The organism is Edaphobacter paludis (assembly GCF_039993895.1).
Classification (GTDB): domain Bacteria; phylum Acidobacteriota; class Terriglobia; order Terriglobales; family Acidobacteriaceae; genus Edaphobacter; species Edaphobacter paludis.
The window spans coordinates 1,106,413-1,122,266 of sequence record NZ_CP121194.1 but is presented as its reverse complement, the minus strand read 5'-3'; the positions used below and the strand labels follow the sequence as shown (position 1 = coordinate 1,122,266).

The following is a 15,854-nucleotide window of genomic DNA, read 5'->3' as shown; positions in this document are numbered from 1 at the left end:
CTCTAGTCAAGCTTTTTATTCCCAACCGCAAATCGACCTTTGTTTGCCAACATCCCCGGCCCAAAAGTCTCGAACTCCCCCACTGGAGAGCATCCGTCGTGAATCACCATAGGACACGAATTCGGATATCCCGAAGGCTGGTAGAAAGCGGCGGCTCGACATCCTATTGAATTCAACTGTTCGATTTATGGCTGTCGGCTAGGTTGGAAGCCTCTAAGGAAGGGTGTCCAGAGTATAGTATTGACACGATTAGAGTTATCGCGTGACGCTCCGGCGGATCCTCCAAATGCGGCACTAGCAACGTAGGATGGTACGGACATATGAACATCAAAGCTGTCGCCAGAAAAGCCGGAGTTTCGACCGCAACTGTTTCACGCACAATCAATGGCTCGGACAAAGTCACGCCCAAGACCGCGGAGCGAGTTCGTCGCGCTGTGGAAGCGCTGCAATTTTATCCCGACACAAACGCCCGTTCGCTCGGCTCTGGACGCAGCAGCCTTTACGGTCTGATCATCTCGGATATCACTAACCCCTTCTTTCCAGAGCTGGTGAAGTCCTTCGAGGATATCTCAGTCGAGCACGGGCAGGAAGTCCTCGTCGCCAATACGAACTACGATCCTGCGCGCATGGAGAGTTGTGTCACCCGCATGATGCAGCGCAAAGTGGATGGCGTCGCCATCATGACCTCAGAGATGGAAGACCGGCTCATCAAAGTCTTCAGTCACAGGAACATTCCTCTCGTCTTCATGGACGTAGGGGAAACTGGCCCCGGCGTAAGCCGAATCCGGGTGGACCATGCCGCCGGAGTAGCAATGGCGATGGACCACCTCGTCGGTCTCGGCCATCGGAAGATCGCATTCATCAGCGGCCCGCTCGATCTCTTTTCCGCCCGCACCCGCTTCCAGGCGTTTCTTCAGAGCCTCGATCGGCACGGTCTTCAACGCGACCCTGCTCTCATCCAGGAAGCGAACCACCGCGCCGATGGCGGTTACAAGGCAATGCAGCGAATCCTCGATTCCGGCGCAAAGCCCACTGCGATCGTCGCCTCCAACGATCTAACGGCAATCGGCGCCATGGGAGCAATTCACGAGCGCCGCCTCCGCATTCCTGAAGACATCTCGATCGTCGGTTATGACGACATTCAACTGAGCGCATACACGCAGCCATCACTCACCACCCTGCGCCTGCCCCGCATCGAAATTGCGACCGCTGCCTTTCACGCGCTCTACAACTCGCTCCAATCGAAGACGAAGAAACCGCAGAATGGCGAGGACTACGACATCCAACCCACACTGATCCTGCGGCAATCGACCGGTCCCGCACCTCGAACTTCCGACTAGACCAACTCGGAAGGAACTGCCGTCAGGTTGAACTCGACCGTCTTCGATCCAAGCCTCGGATGCTTTGCCGTCAATCGCACTGTTCCAGCTTGCTCCTTGGCACGAACCCATACCGCTCCGGTTCCACCAATCAGTGAAAACGGATTATCTCCGATCAGCTCTGCCGGCCCTTCCAGCGAGAACACAATCGGATCATCAGCATAGGTGCGCACAGCGCCGAACTCATCCGTTACCCGAAGCACTACTCGAGTGGTGTCCGCGCCATCGGCGGCAAGACTTTTGTCATCCGGAAGCAGATGAAATTCACGATCGACGCCGAGGCCCGACAGCGACTTGGAGATCACTTTCTTGCCTTTCAAATAACCGTCGATGCGCAGATCACCCCAGGCGAATTCGAACTGCTTCATGTCCATCTTCGAAAGTTCGAGAACAAACGGAGCATAGGTGAGGTGCCCGAATTCTTCCTTGTCGGGATCGAGTTCCGCCGCGAGCTTCCATGGATTGCTCTCAACGCTGCGCTCACGAATGTAAAACTTCAGATGATCGCAGTTCGAGCAGACAACTGCCTTCGAAAAACCAACCGACTCATCGCTCTTCGCCCAATGGAACGCAGGCTCAAGCACCACTTCCTCGGCTGGGTCGCACTGAGACTTATAAAAGCCCGCCGCGGGCTTTGGTTCGCGGAACATATCCGCAACGCCGTGATAGCAGATGCGATCGCCAGCCCCAAAATTGGAGTGGGTGTTGTAGTCGAAGGCGCACCATCCAATCCCCCCAGCATATTGCGGGTCCGATGCAAGCTGATTGTGAATGCGCGCATGCCGCAGAGTGTGCTCACGCTGCCGCTCATCGTCATCGGTCGTCTTCGTAGGAAACGTGTGTCCCACAAACTCGGTGTTGAGATATTTAGGATGGTTCGGCTTCTTGAGCGGAAAGCCGAAATCATTCATCGTGAAGACATCTTCGAGAAACTCCGACTCCTGGAAGTAGCGGATTCCGCCCGTCTGACGAGTCTTATCGAGGGCGTGAGCCAGCGCATTCGTCCTCGTATAAAAGCTGTGGTCATCTTTCGATTCGTTGATACGAACGCCCCATAAGATGATCGAAGGATGGTTCCAATCCCGGCGAATCATCCTACCAACATTGTCGATGGAGATCAGCTTCCATGGCTCCGGCCCAATGTGCTGCCACCCCGGAATCTCTTCGAGAACAAGCAGCCCAATCTCGTCACAACGATCCAGAAAATGCCGCGACTGCGGATAGTGTGAGGTGCGGACAATATTGCAATGCATCCCATTACGCAGAATCTCAGCGTCCTTACGCTGAACCCGCCCAGGCATCGCCTGTCCCACAAACGGAAAGGTCTGGTGCCGGTCGAGGCCGCGCAGCTTGACGATCTTTCCGTTTAGAGAGAACCCGCCGTCTGTGAACATCGCCTCGCGAAAGCCGATACGTCGAACATCTTCGTCAATCACTTGACCTGCCCGCAGCAGGCGCACGTGAACGCTATAAAGATGCGGCTTATCAAGATCCCACAACTGCACCTTGCCCAGACGGCTCAACGAAACGGTATGCAGCGCTGGATCGGAAGTGGTCTCCACGCTGGCATACGCCGGCGCACTGGCCGTAGGATCAAGCGTCGAAGCGACATCTGAGGTTGGCACATATTGCTTTACAAGTCGGCTCTCCTTGGCAACGACCCGATCACCGTCGCGCAACTCAACTTCAAGAGCAAGCCCTTCCTCCGGCTGGGAACCAGCGAGAAAACAATCCACATCAAGTGATGGCGAATTGCCCAGAACGTCTTTGGGATGAGCAAAAATATTGTCGATGTACGTGGGCGAAACAATCCGCAGCGAGACCTCGCGATAGATTCCACCGAAGGTCATGTAGTCGATCTCATAGCCGAAGGGCGGGATATCCGCGCGCTCCGTCGAATCCACCTGAACCACCAGCACATTGTCGGCGTCGGTACGAAGATGAGGAGTCAGCTCGAATGAAAATGGAGTAAAGCCGCCTTTGTATTCGCCGAGCGCGACGCCATTGATCCAGACGGTGGATGCGGTCATCACGCCTTCAAAATCTACAAATACGCGCTTCCCTTTTGCATCCGCAGGATATTTAAAACGACGTCGGTAAGTGGAGACAAACTCATAATCCTTATCGTCGAAGTTGTGCCAGGGAAGATGCACATTCGTGTGCGGCACCACAACCCGCTCGAATGCCGAGTCATCAAACTCTGGAGCCTGCGCTCCCTCTACCTTCGCCGGATGATAGCGCCAGTTGCGATTGATCGGAAGAACAGAGCGTGCCTCTCTACTGTCCGATGAGGCCAATGCGGTCGCGCTGGGGAGGGTCGATGCAGCAAGAAGAGTTCCCGTAGTTTTGATGAAGTCGCGTCTCAACATAAAATTTCTCCAGTAGATCTTGCGATTGCGTTACTCGGGCCCCGCGCCGTTATTGTCTTTGCGCGCTTTCGTCATAGAGAGGAAGCGTATGCAACCGGATACGAATGACGGATTTGTTTACGCCTCTGAAATTCAGTCCGCGATCAGTCTGATCTCCATTCCAAATGCGGGAGGTCTGCCACACTCCATCGACATACTGTCCCTCATCGGCATGAAGAATCTCCACTTGTTCCTTCTTCGATGTCGCTTCCGCTGCATCTGCGAGTCTGAAGCTAACGCTCGCATCGAAGCCCGTTACTAAAAACTCAAGCGGCCCTAGCTGCGCTACGATCGCCCGGCCATGTTCGTCGGAAGTTCCCGGCGGCGTCACTCCGTCGCGTTGCGGAAAGCCAAACGAAACAACAGCATCAACCTTGCCAAAATGCAGCACCTCGCGCGGCGTTCCTTTTTGTTCCACGGCGGTTTGCAGCTTCCCATCGAAGCTAAGTTGCGCAAGTTCCCGGTCCATCGGTCCTACAAGCTCATAATTCTCGGACAACACCTCAGGCACCTTCTGTTCGGCACCCCACCATCCGGTATAGTCCACTCCGAAAGGAGAAAAGCCGATCGCACCATGCCCGAGAGCATAAAAGAAATATCTGCCAAAGTTCGCCGTTCTCCCTGTCTCCGGAATAAACAGCGCGTTGTCATCGCGATGATAGGCAGCAATGACCTTGTGATAAAGATCGACATCGTCTGAATAAAAATCCGGTGCGAGGATATCGATCGACGGAGCAGCCGCCTTCCAGATCGCGATATTACCCTGTTGAGGACCACCGCTTGGATACTCTTGTCCCGGGACTGGACGATCGCGATTTTCGAGCGCCGCAACCGGATAAGTGATCCACACGTTGCAGTACATGGGCAACGGATACTCCGCCTTGCCCGCCTGCGCGACTTCATTGATGTAGTGCGCCGTCGAGTACGCAGCGAAGCGCTCATCTGCATCCGCGCCGAAAGCCTTCGACCACGGCCCTGCAGAAAGATGAAGCGCACTTACGAGACTCGATGGCACCGGCGCATTAAAGTCTTTTTGCCCCGCACCGGAAAAATCGCGAACCGACCCGATCGATCCCGACTCATTCTCCACCTGGATCATGATTACGGTGTGCTGGGCCGAGTCTATTTCCTTGATATGGCGCATCAGCGCAGAGAACGCATGCTTGTCCGCTTCCAGATTGTTGGCTGAGTTCGGCGACAAAACGTCGAGAATCTTTCCGTAAGAACTTATCTCTCGCGGATACTTCTCGGGATTGCTCTTCACCCACTCCGGCACATAATGCGCCTGGCCATTCTTCCATGTGCCGAACCAGAGAAGTACCAATCGCAGATGATGTTCGCGTGCCCCATTCACCAGCAGATCGACATTCGCAAAATCGAACTTGCCCGGCTCCGGCTCCATCGTCTCCCAATAGACCGGCGCTTCAACCGTGTTGACGTGCATATCTTCGAGAGCCGGCCAGACCTTCGGCAGTTCGCTCGCCCACGAACTGGAGTTATTAATCTGAGCGCCGAGCATGAGAAACGGCTTCCCCTCTACGATAAGCGCGAAGCGCCCATCCTTTTTTTCCAGACGAGGTATATCGTCGGCAACCGAATACAAAGACGCGCCGCACAAAACGACCAATAGGGTTACCGCGCGAGAGAGACGAGTCAAGGAATACTCCAATCTATCTTCCGGAGGAATGATTCACGTCTAAACAGTAGCAACCACTAAACGATAAATCTCTCGCTGTGTAAAGCGTTACATCCTTCTACGCATCGATATACCGTGAACTTTATCTATTCAACCCGCCGTTACAATCTCCGAAAACTCCGCGATCCCTGAGAAATCCCCCAGCACTCGACCGAGAAGCGCCAGGCGATTCGCTCGAACCTCTACGTCCGGGGCCATCACCATCACAGCGTCAAAGAAAGCATCTACCTGCGGTCGAAGCGTGGCAATCGATTCCAGTGCAGCTTTATGGTTTCGTTCTCCACGCAAAGCCAGAACATCCGCCGCCAGCTCCGAAGACCGCTCCGCCAAAGCCTTCTCCGTAGCCTCTGTTAACAGCACCGCTTCAACACGCGCTGCCGGGGCAATCCCCTTCTCAGCCGCTTGCGCGAGAATGTTCCTCATACGCTTGAAAGCAGCCGAAACAGCGGCAAAGTCATCCGAACCTCGCACAGCCGTCACTGCCTCCGCCCGCGCCACCGCATCCCGGACATCCTCCGCTCCAACTGCCAGCACCGCTTTCACTACGTCATAGGCATGACCACGAGCTTCGCGCAGATAGAACTCCAGCCGCTCCGCGAGAAACCCACGAACCTTCCCCGCCAATGTCTCATTTTGCCCACAGGCCGCCGCCGCAATCTCAGCCAATGTCAGCGGCAAAGCCACCGCCGTCTCCGCAAGAATCTTTACAATTCCGTTCGCCGCCCGCCGCAACGCAAACGGATCTTTGGAGCCCGTAGGTTCCTTCCCCAACCCGAACATTCCGGCAATCGTATCGGCCTTGTCGGCAATCGCGAGCACCGCACCCTCCACCGTGCGCGGAACTGAATCCTCCATCGACACCGGCTTGTACTGGTCATAAATCGCCTCGGCAGTCGCCACGCCGTAACCTTGCGCCCGCGCGTACAGGCCGCCCACGATTCCCTGCAACTCGGTAAATTCCTTTACCAGTTCACTGGTCAGATCCGTCTTAGCCAACGATGCAGCCTCATCCAGCGCCACAGGATTCAACTCGCACTTGCGCTCCAGCACCAGCCCGGCCAGGCCTGAGGCGAGCTTGCGCACCCGCGAGGTCTTCGCCGCATAGCTGCCCAGCTCTTTCTGAAACGTGACGTTCTTCAGCAACTCCACACGGTCCACCAACGGAACTCGCTGATCGAACTCCCAGAAGAACCGCGCATCGTTGAACCGCGCACGCAGCACTCGTTCGTTCCCATGACGAATCACCGCCAGCCCGGCCTCATCCGCCGCTGTATTCAACACCGCCAGGAAATGAGGCGCGAGCTTGCCCGCTTTGTCCTCTACGGCGAAGTATTTCTGGTGGTCCCGCATCACCGTCACCAGAACTTCCTCCGGCAACGTCAGATACTCTGCTTCGAATCCGCCCATAACCACCGAAGGCCACTCCGTAAGCTGAGTCACCGTCTCCACCAGTTCCTCATCCTCGCGCCACCGCACTTCAGCGACGGTACGAGTCACAGCATCCATAGCCTTGCGAATCCTCTGCCGCCGCACCTCAACATCAGCGACGACAAAACCCTGCTCAAGCGCCTGCTCATACTCCCCCGGCGACTTCAGCACAATTGCCTCATCACCAAACAGGACCCGATGCCCATAGGTCACGGCGCCAGCCTCATACCCACCGAAGTTCACCGGCACGGTCTTCGCCCCCAGCAGCGCCACCATCCACCGCACAGGCCGTACAAACCGTTCGGGACGTCCCGCACGCCAGTACATGTTCTTTGCCCAGTAGATCCCCGCCAGTTCTTTCGGAAGCTCCGCCACAATTACCTCAGCAGTTTCCCGGCCCTGCTTCGTTGTGGCCGCAGCCAGGTACTCTCCTTTGGAGGTCGTCACAGTCTTCAATGCCCCCACCGCAACGCCTGCCTTCTGCGCAAACGCCTGAGCCGCAGCCGTCGGCACTCCGTCCTTATAAGCCACTTTTATGGATGGCCCCACCAGCTCCTCAGCCACGTCTTCCTGACGCTCCGCCACGTCGGCCACCCAGACTGCCAGCCGCCTCGGCGTTGCGAAGCTTTTGCTCGCAACCCCAGCCGATACCAGCCTTTCCCGCTCCAGCAACGTCACCACGCGGCGCTGCAACTCCGCCTGCGCCCCGGCGATCATGCGCGCCGGAATCTCCTCCAACCCAATCTCGAACAGAAACTCTGCCATAACCGTCCTTACTCTTTCACTGTGCCGCTAAGTTGCTGTCCCTGCGCCGCATAAATCCTGGCTACACCCACAACCAGCGTTCGAATCCGCGCCATCACGCCCACTCGTTCGGTGACCGAGATGGCTCCCCGCGCATCCAGCAAGTTGAAGACATGAGAACACTTCAACGCCAGCTCATACGCACCCAGCACCGGAAATCGCTTCAATTCGAGCTGGTCCATTTTTTCGAAGCCTTTGGCTTGATCCAATAGACTTAGGCACTCTGATTCGTAGAGATTCAAATGCTCCCACAGCTTCGCAACATCAGCGTAATCAAAGCTGTATGCGGAAAATTGCTCTTCTTCCGCCAGCCGCATTTCGCCGTACGTTACCTTGCGGCCCGTATCCGGTTCGACCGCCCAGACGATGTCGTAGATAGAGTCAACATCCTGCAAGAACCCTGCGATTCGTTCCAGTCCATAAGTGATTTCGCCGCAGATCGGGTCAAGGTCCATGCCTCCGCACTGCTGAAAATAGGTGAATTGGGTAATTTCAAGACCGTCCAGCATCACCTGCCAGCCCACACCCCACGCGCCTCCCACGGGCCACTCCCAGTTATCCTCTTCGAACTTGATATCGTGCTCGCGCAGATCAATCCCGATGGCGGTAAGTGACTCAAGATAAAGCTCTTGAATACGAACCGGTGGCGGTTTCAGAATTACCTGAAGCTGAGTGTGACGAAAGAGGCGGTTAGGGTTTTCACCATAGCGGCCATCCGCCGGGCGACGCGAAGGCTGCGCGTACGCAATCCGCACCGGCTTGGGCCCGAGGACTCGGAGGAAAGTGTCGGGCGACATGGTACCTGCGCCAACTTCAACGTCATAAGGCTGTTGCAACACGCAACCCTGATCGGCCCAGAATCGCTGCAGGGTAAACAAAAGCTCCTGAAATGTTAGGGCGGGAAATGTACGCGCTGCCTTCTTCTCACCTGTCGCCTGCATGGGTCTCTTTTCTGTTTGTGTAGTCATCCGATTCTAAATGTTGTTTTTTCTGGAGCAAATTTTTCCGGCCCGTTCAACCATTGAGCGGCTATGGTCACACAACGATGGTCATTTCCCTCTCCCGATATTTCAAGCTGAATTTCTCCCGATCCGTGACAATGCCCGGGCGCTGGTCAGCTTTCGTTCGAGGTGCCGCTCCAATGTATCTACTGCGAATCGCTGAAGGCTCTCGAGTTGAGTTGCAGGCCATGGCTCCTTTGCCAGCTCGCGCACCGTTCCGCGAAAGACGCGGACGGCGATGGAAACCGACTCGGCAGAGAGGGCCAGGCTGCCGTTGCGGCGGTCGTCGGCGCAGGTAACTCCGTCACTGGTTGGTGAGTACCAAACGGTGCCGCCGCGCAGGTCGAGACCGCAGACGACGCAGTGGCCAAGCTCCGGCATCCATCCCATCAGGCGGTTCATCCAGAGGGCGAAATAAGTCACCGGAACCGACACCTGGCCCACCTGAATCTCTTGTAAAACCGCCAGCGCCAGACGAAACACCGCATCTTCGGGAGCCTGCTCCGGCAGCGCTTCTTCCAGAACCTCGGCTACCAGTTGCAGTGCCGCGGTCCGAGCATAGTCGATGGGCTGGCTCAGTGGGGAGAAGAGGATCTCGAATGCGTCGAGGCGTACGAGTTCCTGTCGCGGCCTCTCCGCATAGCTGGCGCGAACGTGGGTCATCGGCTCCAGCGCTCCACCAAAGCGGCGGCGGGAACGCATGGCATGGCGGGCCACTCCCTTGATGCGTCCCTGTTCGCGCGTGAACAGGCTAACCAGAAGGTCCGCCTCCTGAAAGGGCCATGCTCGCAATACGATCGCCTCGCTCTGCCGCTGAATCATCCGCGCCCGCTTGTTACTTCAACACAAAACAAAGCGCGCAGCCCCTTGGCCGCGCGCTTTCGATGTTCGTATCGCTATGGAACTACCGTCCGAAGTGAGCTGCGTTCTTGGTCTGGTAGTCGGCCCACTTTTCCGGCAGGTCGTCGGCTGCATAGATCGCCGATACCGGGCAGACGGGAACACATGCGCCGCAGTCGATGCACTCGACCGGATCAATAAACAGTTGTTCGGAGTCGGCGTGGCCGTCCTCATCCTTCTTCGGGTGGATGCAGTCCACCGGGCAGGCGTCTACGCAAGCCGAGTCCTTCGTCCCGATACAAGGTTCCGCAATCACATAAGCCATCTCGTTAAATCTCCCTTTTTACAACTTGAAAATCACTGGTTGTGTCTGAGCTTGTGTCTCGATTTTAGCAGCACTTCCTACTTGCTCTGCAAATGGATTGCTCTCAGGAAGTACGACTTTTCTGAACCTGGTTCGTGGGGTTTCGCTACGGAACTCTATCCGCCTCCCCCTCGCATTTACTTGGCAGCCTCAGCCCGCCTCGCGGCGAACTCTGCCGGTGTAGGAATAGGCTCCAATCCTCTGCCCGCGAACAGCTCGGTGAAGACGTTCTTTATCTCCGGCAAAATCAGCCCATTTGTCGCCAGCACCTCACTGCTGTCCAACGTGAACTTGCTGCCATCGAAGCGAGTCACCGTTCCTCCTGCCTCGGTCACCAGCAGCACTCCGGCCGATGTATCCCAGGGATTCAGGTTGAACTCCCAGAAGCCATCAAGACGACCGCATGCCACGTAAGCCAGATCCAGCGCGGCCGAACCAGCGCGGCGAACTCCGTGAGAACGCAACGTGATCTGATGATAGAAGTGAATATTCGGGCTGGCATGCCGTTTATGACTGGGGAAGCCGGTTGCGGTCAGCGACTCCTGCAACGTCTTGGTCTTTGAGACATGGATAGCGCGCCCATTAAGGAAGGCACCCTTGCCTCGCTCTGCCGAGAACATCTCGTTGCGCAGTGGATCGTAGACGACTCCAGCGATGATCTCGCCGTCCGCATCAGCGGCCAGTCCCGCGGGACGATGCTCCAGCCCAAGCACGACGCAGAAAGCCGGAAAGCCGTGGGCGAAGTTGGTAGTACCGTCGAGCGGATCGACGTACCAACGGTACTCGCTCTCCATCTGGTCCCGAGTTCCCTCTTCGCCATAGACCCCATGGGTCGGAAATGCCATCTTCAACTTCTCGCGGATGAGCTGCTCGCTGGCCCGGTCGGCCTCGGTGACTATATCGACGTCGCCCTTGTACTCGGTGGACACGCCTTTTTCATAGAACTTCCGAAGCAGCGCTCCGGCCTGTCGCGCAATTCCATCTGCCACATGTGCAAACTCGAATTTATTCACAAACGACCTCCCAGTCTTCCAGTCATAAGACTAACGCGCATCCGAATAGTATCCGGTGCGGTAGCGCAGAATATAGTTCCCGCGTAAGGATGGATCTTTCATCTGAACGTTAATTGCGCGTAATGATTGCTCGTGTCGTACCCCTTGCGGAGCATAGTAGCCAAGCACGTACTGTGTGCGCAGATCATCCGACAGGTGCGCGAAGGCTGGTTCCAGATCCTTCGGGTCTCCCACGTAGTAATACTTTCCTCCCGTGTCCTGCGCCATCTGGATAAGGGCGTGTTCGCCTCCGGTGTTGCGCCCCGCGTCCGCCTCGACAGGGACAATGATGAGCGAGTAGACCATGGCCCCGGCACGCTGCGCCTCCTCTAACGCCTGTTCATAGCGCGTTCCGTTGGTATCGACGCCGTCGGTAATCAGCACCAGAACGCGCCGTCGCCCCGCGGCCTGAGGAGTGCCGGCCAGACGCTGCGAGCCCAGGTAAATGGCGTCGTACAGAACCGTTTCATCTCCCGGCTTCAAATCGTTCAGACCACGCTCGATCTCCTTTTTTTGATTGGTGAACGGCACAATCTCGCGAACCGTGTCGGAAAAATCCATCAGGTCGAGCTCGTCCTGGTCGCGGAGCAGCGCATTGACGAAGTGTTTGGCTGCCTCCTTTTCCAGCCGCGCATCCGCCATCACGCTTGCACTGGCGTCAATTGCGAGGACGATGGAGAGCGGCGTCGACGACTCTTTCTCAAAGAAGGCAATCTTCTGCGGGCGACCGTCCTCAGCAATCTGAAAGTCATTCTGCGTAAGTCCTGAGACGGGCGCACCATGCTCATCCAATACGTTAACGGCGACGTTCACCAGCCGAGTTTCGACCTTGATCGTCGGCACCTGCGGCGGCGGCCGGCGCTCAATCGGGGCCTGCGGCATCAGCGCTGCGGCAAGCATGACGGCAGCCAGCTTCATCACTTCGTCTCCTGGTCGATAGCGGCCACGATCTCATCCGGGAACGGCTCGCCCGCCGCCCATACCGCACCATCGACGAAGTGCTCCTTCTTCCAGATGGGGACAGTCTTTTTAAGCGTATCGATTAGCCAGCGGCAGGCGTCGAAGGCCGCTCCGCGATGCGCGGAGACGACGACGATCAGCACGCTGGTCTCGCCGACTTCAAGCCGTCCCAGGCGATGCAGCAGGGCCACGTCGCGGATGGGAAATTTTGTTATGGCTTCAGCGGCAAGACCGCGCATCTGGTCGAGCGCCATCTCTTCATAAGCTTCGTAATCAAGAAACAGCGTCCTGCGTCCACGCGTATTGTCGCGCACGATGCCGTCGAAGACGCAGACCGCGCCGTCGGTGGCGGCCTTCATCTCATCCAACACTTGCGCCGAGGGAATGACTGCGGTGCCTAGCTCAACTCTCATGCCTCGCACCTGCTTTGCGAGCCGCCGCTTACCGGTGGCAGAAGAGCAACTTCATCGCCTTCGCGAAGCACCGTCGCCAAACCGGCATAATCTCGATTGACCGCCACCGCGAGTGTCCTCCAAATGTCGCTCTGCTTAGACGTTTGAGCGCGTAAAAGGCTGAGAAGAGCTTCGACGGTCGCGCCCTCAGGCAGGTTCAGCGGCTCCTGCTGGAGGGCAAATAAATCCTTCAATGTTCCAAAATAAAGCACGTTGACGCGCATATCCGTAGCATACCGCGCTGGGGACTTTAGTCGAACAGCGTTGGGTTCGCTTCCTCTTCCAGCGAGGGATACCAGACCCGCGAACCCTCAACCCGCGCAAACTTCGTAAGCTCATGCGGCTTGCGGAAGCTGCTGCCCTTTGCCGGAACGAAGATGTCTTCGGCGATACCGCCACGGGCGAGTACCGCATCGCTGATCAGTGAGCGGTGGCAGCGCCACGGAACTGCCTCGGCGCACATCACCACGGTGGCATCGAGGTTGGGCAGCGCCATCAGCCAGTCGATCTGCGCAGAAAACTCCGGCGTCTGCATGTAGTCCGCATAGCCGCGAAAGCTGGTGTTTCGCCAGCCCCGATTGAAGCTGTCCTTGTGGGTGCGGCGACGGCCACCGAGAGCTTGATTCCACACGGCGGCAATCTCTTCAGCTTCGAGCGCCGCGAAGAGCGTTGGCTGCTCAAACTGAGGGTTGTGGCGGGAACGTGGGATGCTTCTTACGTCCACCAGAAGATTGCAGGAGTTGTCTTTGAGAGCCTGGATAAAAACTTCCAGCGGCAATGTCGAGTGGCCGATGGTCATCATGCTGAAGGCTCCCTCCTGGCCAAAGAAAAGGGCGACCCCACTGCGGGAGCCGCCCTTGATTGGATGCGAGATTGTTATACCACTGCTTGTAATACTTCTTCGCGGACTTGCTCGTCCTCAACTGCTTCCCGCTTGGTGTGCGGCAACGCTACGGCGAGCACCTCTTCGATGCGCGAGGCATAGTGGATCTTGACACCCTCGATCTGGTCGGGAGTGAGGTCTTCGTCCACCTGCTGCTTGCACTCGGTCGGCATGATGACGTCGCGAACGCCCGCCCGCTTGGCGGCAAGGAACTTCTCCTTGATTCCGCCCACCGGCAACACATTGCCGCTAAGCGTTATCTCGCCGGTCATCGCGGTCAATGGATGCACCGGGGTATCCGTCAAGAGGCTCACCAACGCCGTGGCCATGGTCACGCCAGCCGATGGGCCGTCCTTCGGGATAGCTCCCGCCGGCACGTGAATGTGCAGATCAGAGTCCTTGGTGAAGTCCTCATCGAGCCCCAGCGAAGCGGCGTTGGACCGGACCCAGGTAAGCGCAGCCTGCATACTCTCCTTCATCACATCGCCGATCTGTCCGGTAATGGTGAAGCCGCCCTTGCCCTTCATACGGTTGGCTTCGATGAATAGCACGTCACCGCCTGCCGGTGTCCAGGCCAGGCCGACCGCGACGCCTGCACGCTTGGTGCGCTCGGCAATCTCGGTATCGACACGGACCTTAACACCGCCAAGGAACTCGTGAACGATCTCCGGAGTGATGACGACCTTCTCCGTCTTGCCTTCGGCCACACGGCGGGCTACCTTGCGGCAGACCGTTCCGATGAGCTGTTCGAGCTTGCGGACGCCTGCTTCGCGGGTGTAATGCCGTGAGATCAGGTGGACGCTTGCCGTCGGGAACTCGACCATCTCCGAATTGATGCCGTTCTCCTTGATCTGGCGCGGAATAAGGTAGCGTTCAGCGATGTTGACCTTTTCCTCTTCGGTATACCCGGTGAGCTCAATGATCTCCATCCGGTCGAGCAGCGGCGCAGGAACCGTATCGAGCTGATTCGCCGTGCAGATGAAGAGCACCTTCGACAGGTCGAACGGCTGGTCGAGATAGTTGTCGCGGAACGTGTTGTTCTGTTCCGGGTCCAACGTCTCAAGCAGCGCGCTTGCAGGGTCGCCACGGAAATCGCGGCCCAGCTTGTCGATCTCGTCAAGCATGAAGACGGGATCGTTGGTCTCGACGCGCTTCAGGTTCTGGATAATCTGGCCCGGAAGCGCACCGATGTAGGTGCGGCGATGGCCACGAATCTCAGCCTCGTCGTGCATGCCGCCGAGCGAAATGCGGGAGAATTTGCGCCCCAGCGAACGCGCGATGCTGCGTCCAAGCGATGTTTTGCCAACGCCCGGAGGTCCCACGAAGCAGAGGATAGGCCCCTTCATGTCCGGCTTCAGACGGCGGACGGAGAGATAGTCCAGAATGCGGTCTTTGACCTTCTGCAAGCCGTAGTGGTCCGTATCAAGGATCTCCTTCGCTTTAACGATGTCGATCTCGCTGGCGGAGCTCTTCGACCACGGCAACACGGCCAGCCACTCGACGTAGTTGCGCGTCAGGCTGTAGTCGGCGGCCATCGCGTTCATCCGGCTCAGACGGCCGAGTTCCTTGAGGGCGTCTTTCTTGACCTCCTCCGGCATTCCGGCATTTTCGATCTTCTCCCTCAGCTCGGCGATATCCTTCTGCGAGTCGTCAAGATCACCCAGTTCCTTCTGGATGGCCTTCATCTGCTCGCGCAGGTAGTAGTCGCGCTGCGACTGCTGCACCGAGTCCTGCACCTCGCTCTGAATCTTGTTGCGAAGCTGCTGAACCTCAATCTCCTTGGCAAGGTGCTTGTTAATGCGCTCAAGACGTGCCGAGACATCCGGCGTTTCGAGTAGCTCCTGCTTGTCGGTCGTCGTCAAAAACGGCAGCGACGAAGCGATAAAGTCGGCCAGCCGCCCCGGCTCATCGATATTGATCGCAATCGTCTGAAGATCGTCTGACAGGGTCGGCGACGATGTCACGATCGCCTGAAACTGGCTGACCACGTTGCGCTGAAGGGCCTCGGCTTCGGGGGAGCCGGTCGGGGGGATCTCCTCGATTGGCGCATACTCAGCCGTCATGAATGGCGTCAACTGCGAAAACTCTCCCACATGGACGCGCTCGTTGCCTTCTGTGAAGACGAACAGGCTCTGGTTAGGCATTTTCACTACTTTATGAACGGTCGCGAGGGTGCCAATAGCGTATAAATCTGCTCCCAGTGGCGTGTCCTGGCGGGCATCCCGTTGTGCCACCACAAGAATGGTCTTTTCCTCGCCAAGCGACTGGATGAGCTGGATCGAGCTCTCACGCCCGACCGTCAACGGCAGGACGGCATGAGGGAAAAGCACCGTGTCCCGCACTGGAAGTACCGGGATAGGGCTTTTGGCAACTGACTGATCTCCAGCCGTTTCTCCGTTTTTTGGAGCCTTTGGTTGAATCACACTTACAAAATCGTTTGGCATTGAGTGTTCCTCTATCAAATTACTAGCTATTGGATGCAGCAAGTCTTAATCTGGTCGCAACCCGTGCCTGTCTCTAAGACGCCGCCTGCCCTCCCTCCGTCATCGGCAGAAGTGAGCTTATTCATCAAAGGCACTCCCGGCAA

General features: G+C 57.3%; 13 protein-coding genes. 1 reads left to right on the top strand and 12 read right to left on the bottom strand.

The features are described 5' to 3' along the window. Nucleotides 1-320: 320 nt before the first annotated feature. Nucleotides 321-1,340, top strand: coding sequence for a LacI family DNA-binding transcriptional regulator (locus P4G45_RS04565; RefSeq protein ID WP_348268492.1), 1,020 nt, complete (start codon nucleotides 321-323; stop codon nucleotides 1,338-1,340). Here the strand turns inward: P4G45_RS04565 and P4G45_RS04560 are convergent. The 12 genes from P4G45_RS04560 to lon form a co-directional block, all read right to left on the bottom strand. After that, complete coding sequence (locus P4G45_RS04560; protein ID WP_348268491.1) at nucleotides 1,337-3,748, bottom strand: glycoside hydrolase family 2 TIM barrel-domain containing protein; 2,412 nt, start codon at nucleotides 3,746-3,748, stop codon at nucleotides 1,337-1,339. The two genes, P4G45_RS04565 and P4G45_RS04560, sit on opposite strands and share 4 nt — an antisense overlap. A 49-nt stretch (nucleotides 3,749-3,797) precedes the next feature. Beyond that, a complete protein-coding gene (locus tag P4G45_RS04555) occupies nucleotides 3,798-5,444 on the bottom strand; it encodes a DUF5597 domain-containing protein (protein WP_348268490.1) in 1,647 nt (548 codons plus the stop codon). 129 nt (nucleotides 5,445-5,573) lie between these two features. Next, the gene (gene glyS / locus P4G45_RS04550) at nucleotides 5,574-7,676 is read right to left on the bottom strand and encodes a glycine--tRNA ligase subunit beta (RefSeq protein WP_348268489.1); all 2,103 of its coding nucleotides are present in this window, start codon (nucleotides 7,674-7,676) and stop codon (nucleotides 5,574-5,576) included. An 8-nt stretch (nucleotides 7,677-7,684) separates the two neighbouring features. Next, the gene (locus P4G45_RS04545; RefSeq protein WP_348269215.1) at nucleotides 7,685-8,656 is read right to left on the bottom strand and encodes a glycine--tRNA ligase subunit alpha; all 972 of its coding nucleotides are present in this window, start codon (nucleotides 8,654-8,656) and stop codon (nucleotides 7,685-7,687) included. Nucleotides 8,657-8,785: 129 nt separating this feature from the next. Continuing rightward, nucleotides 8,786-9,538 (bottom strand): DNA repair protein RecO, encoded by a 753-nt coding sequence (gene recO, locus P4G45_RS04540; protein ID WP_348268488.1) that lies wholly within the window; start codon nucleotides 9,536-9,538, stop codon nucleotides 8,786-8,788. Between the two features lie 82 nt (nucleotides 9,539-9,620). Continuing rightward, entirely contained in the window at nucleotides 9,621-9,881 is a 261-nt protein-coding gene (locus P4G45_RS04535; RefSeq protein WP_348268487.1) for a ferredoxin family protein, read from the bottom strand. A gap of 176 nt (nucleotides 9,882-10,057) precedes the next feature. Next, nucleotides 10,058-10,933: an inositol monophosphatase family protein gene (locus P4G45_RS04530; RefSeq protein WP_348268486.1), complete on the bottom strand. Its 876-nt coding sequence runs from the start codon at nucleotides 10,931-10,933 to the stop codon at nucleotides 10,058-10,060. Nucleotides 10,934-10,963: 30 nt separating this feature from the next. Beyond that, nucleotides 10,964-11,890, bottom strand: a complete 927-nt coding sequence (locus P4G45_RS04525; protein WP_348268485.1) for a VWA domain-containing protein — start codon at nucleotides 11,888-11,890, stop codon at nucleotides 10,964-10,966. Continuing rightward, nucleotides 11,890-12,345 carry a molybdenum cofactor biosynthesis protein MoaE gene (locus P4G45_RS04520; RefSeq protein WP_348268484.1) on the bottom strand — a complete coding sequence of 152 codons (456 nt, stop codon included), beginning with the start codon at nucleotides 12,343-12,345 and terminating at the stop codon, nucleotides 11,890-11,892. The genes P4G45_RS04525 and P4G45_RS04520 overlap by 1 nt, the downstream gene beginning before the upstream one ends. Next, on the bottom strand, nucleotides 12,342-12,608 hold the full coding sequence (locus tag P4G45_RS04515) for a MoaD/ThiS family protein (protein ID WP_348268483.1): 267 nt from the start codon (nucleotides 12,606-12,608) through the stop codon (nucleotides 12,342-12,344). Before P4G45_RS04515 ends, P4G45_RS04520 begins: the two co-directional genes overlap by 4 nt. Before the next feature lie 26 nt (nucleotides 12,609-12,634). Further along, the gene (locus tag P4G45_RS04510; RefSeq protein ID WP_348268482.1) at nucleotides 12,635-13,186 is read right to left on the bottom strand and encodes a DUF488 domain-containing protein; all 552 of its coding nucleotides are present in this window, start codon (nucleotides 13,184-13,186) and stop codon (nucleotides 12,635-12,637) included. 74 nt (nucleotides 13,187-13,260) lie between these two features. Further along, nucleotides 13,261-15,711: an endopeptidase La gene (gene lon / locus P4G45_RS04505; protein WP_348268481.1), complete on the bottom strand. Its 2,451-nt coding sequence runs from the start codon at nucleotides 15,709-15,711 to the stop codon at nucleotides 13,261-13,263. Between the last annotated feature and the right edge of the window lie 143 nt (nucleotides 15,712-15,854).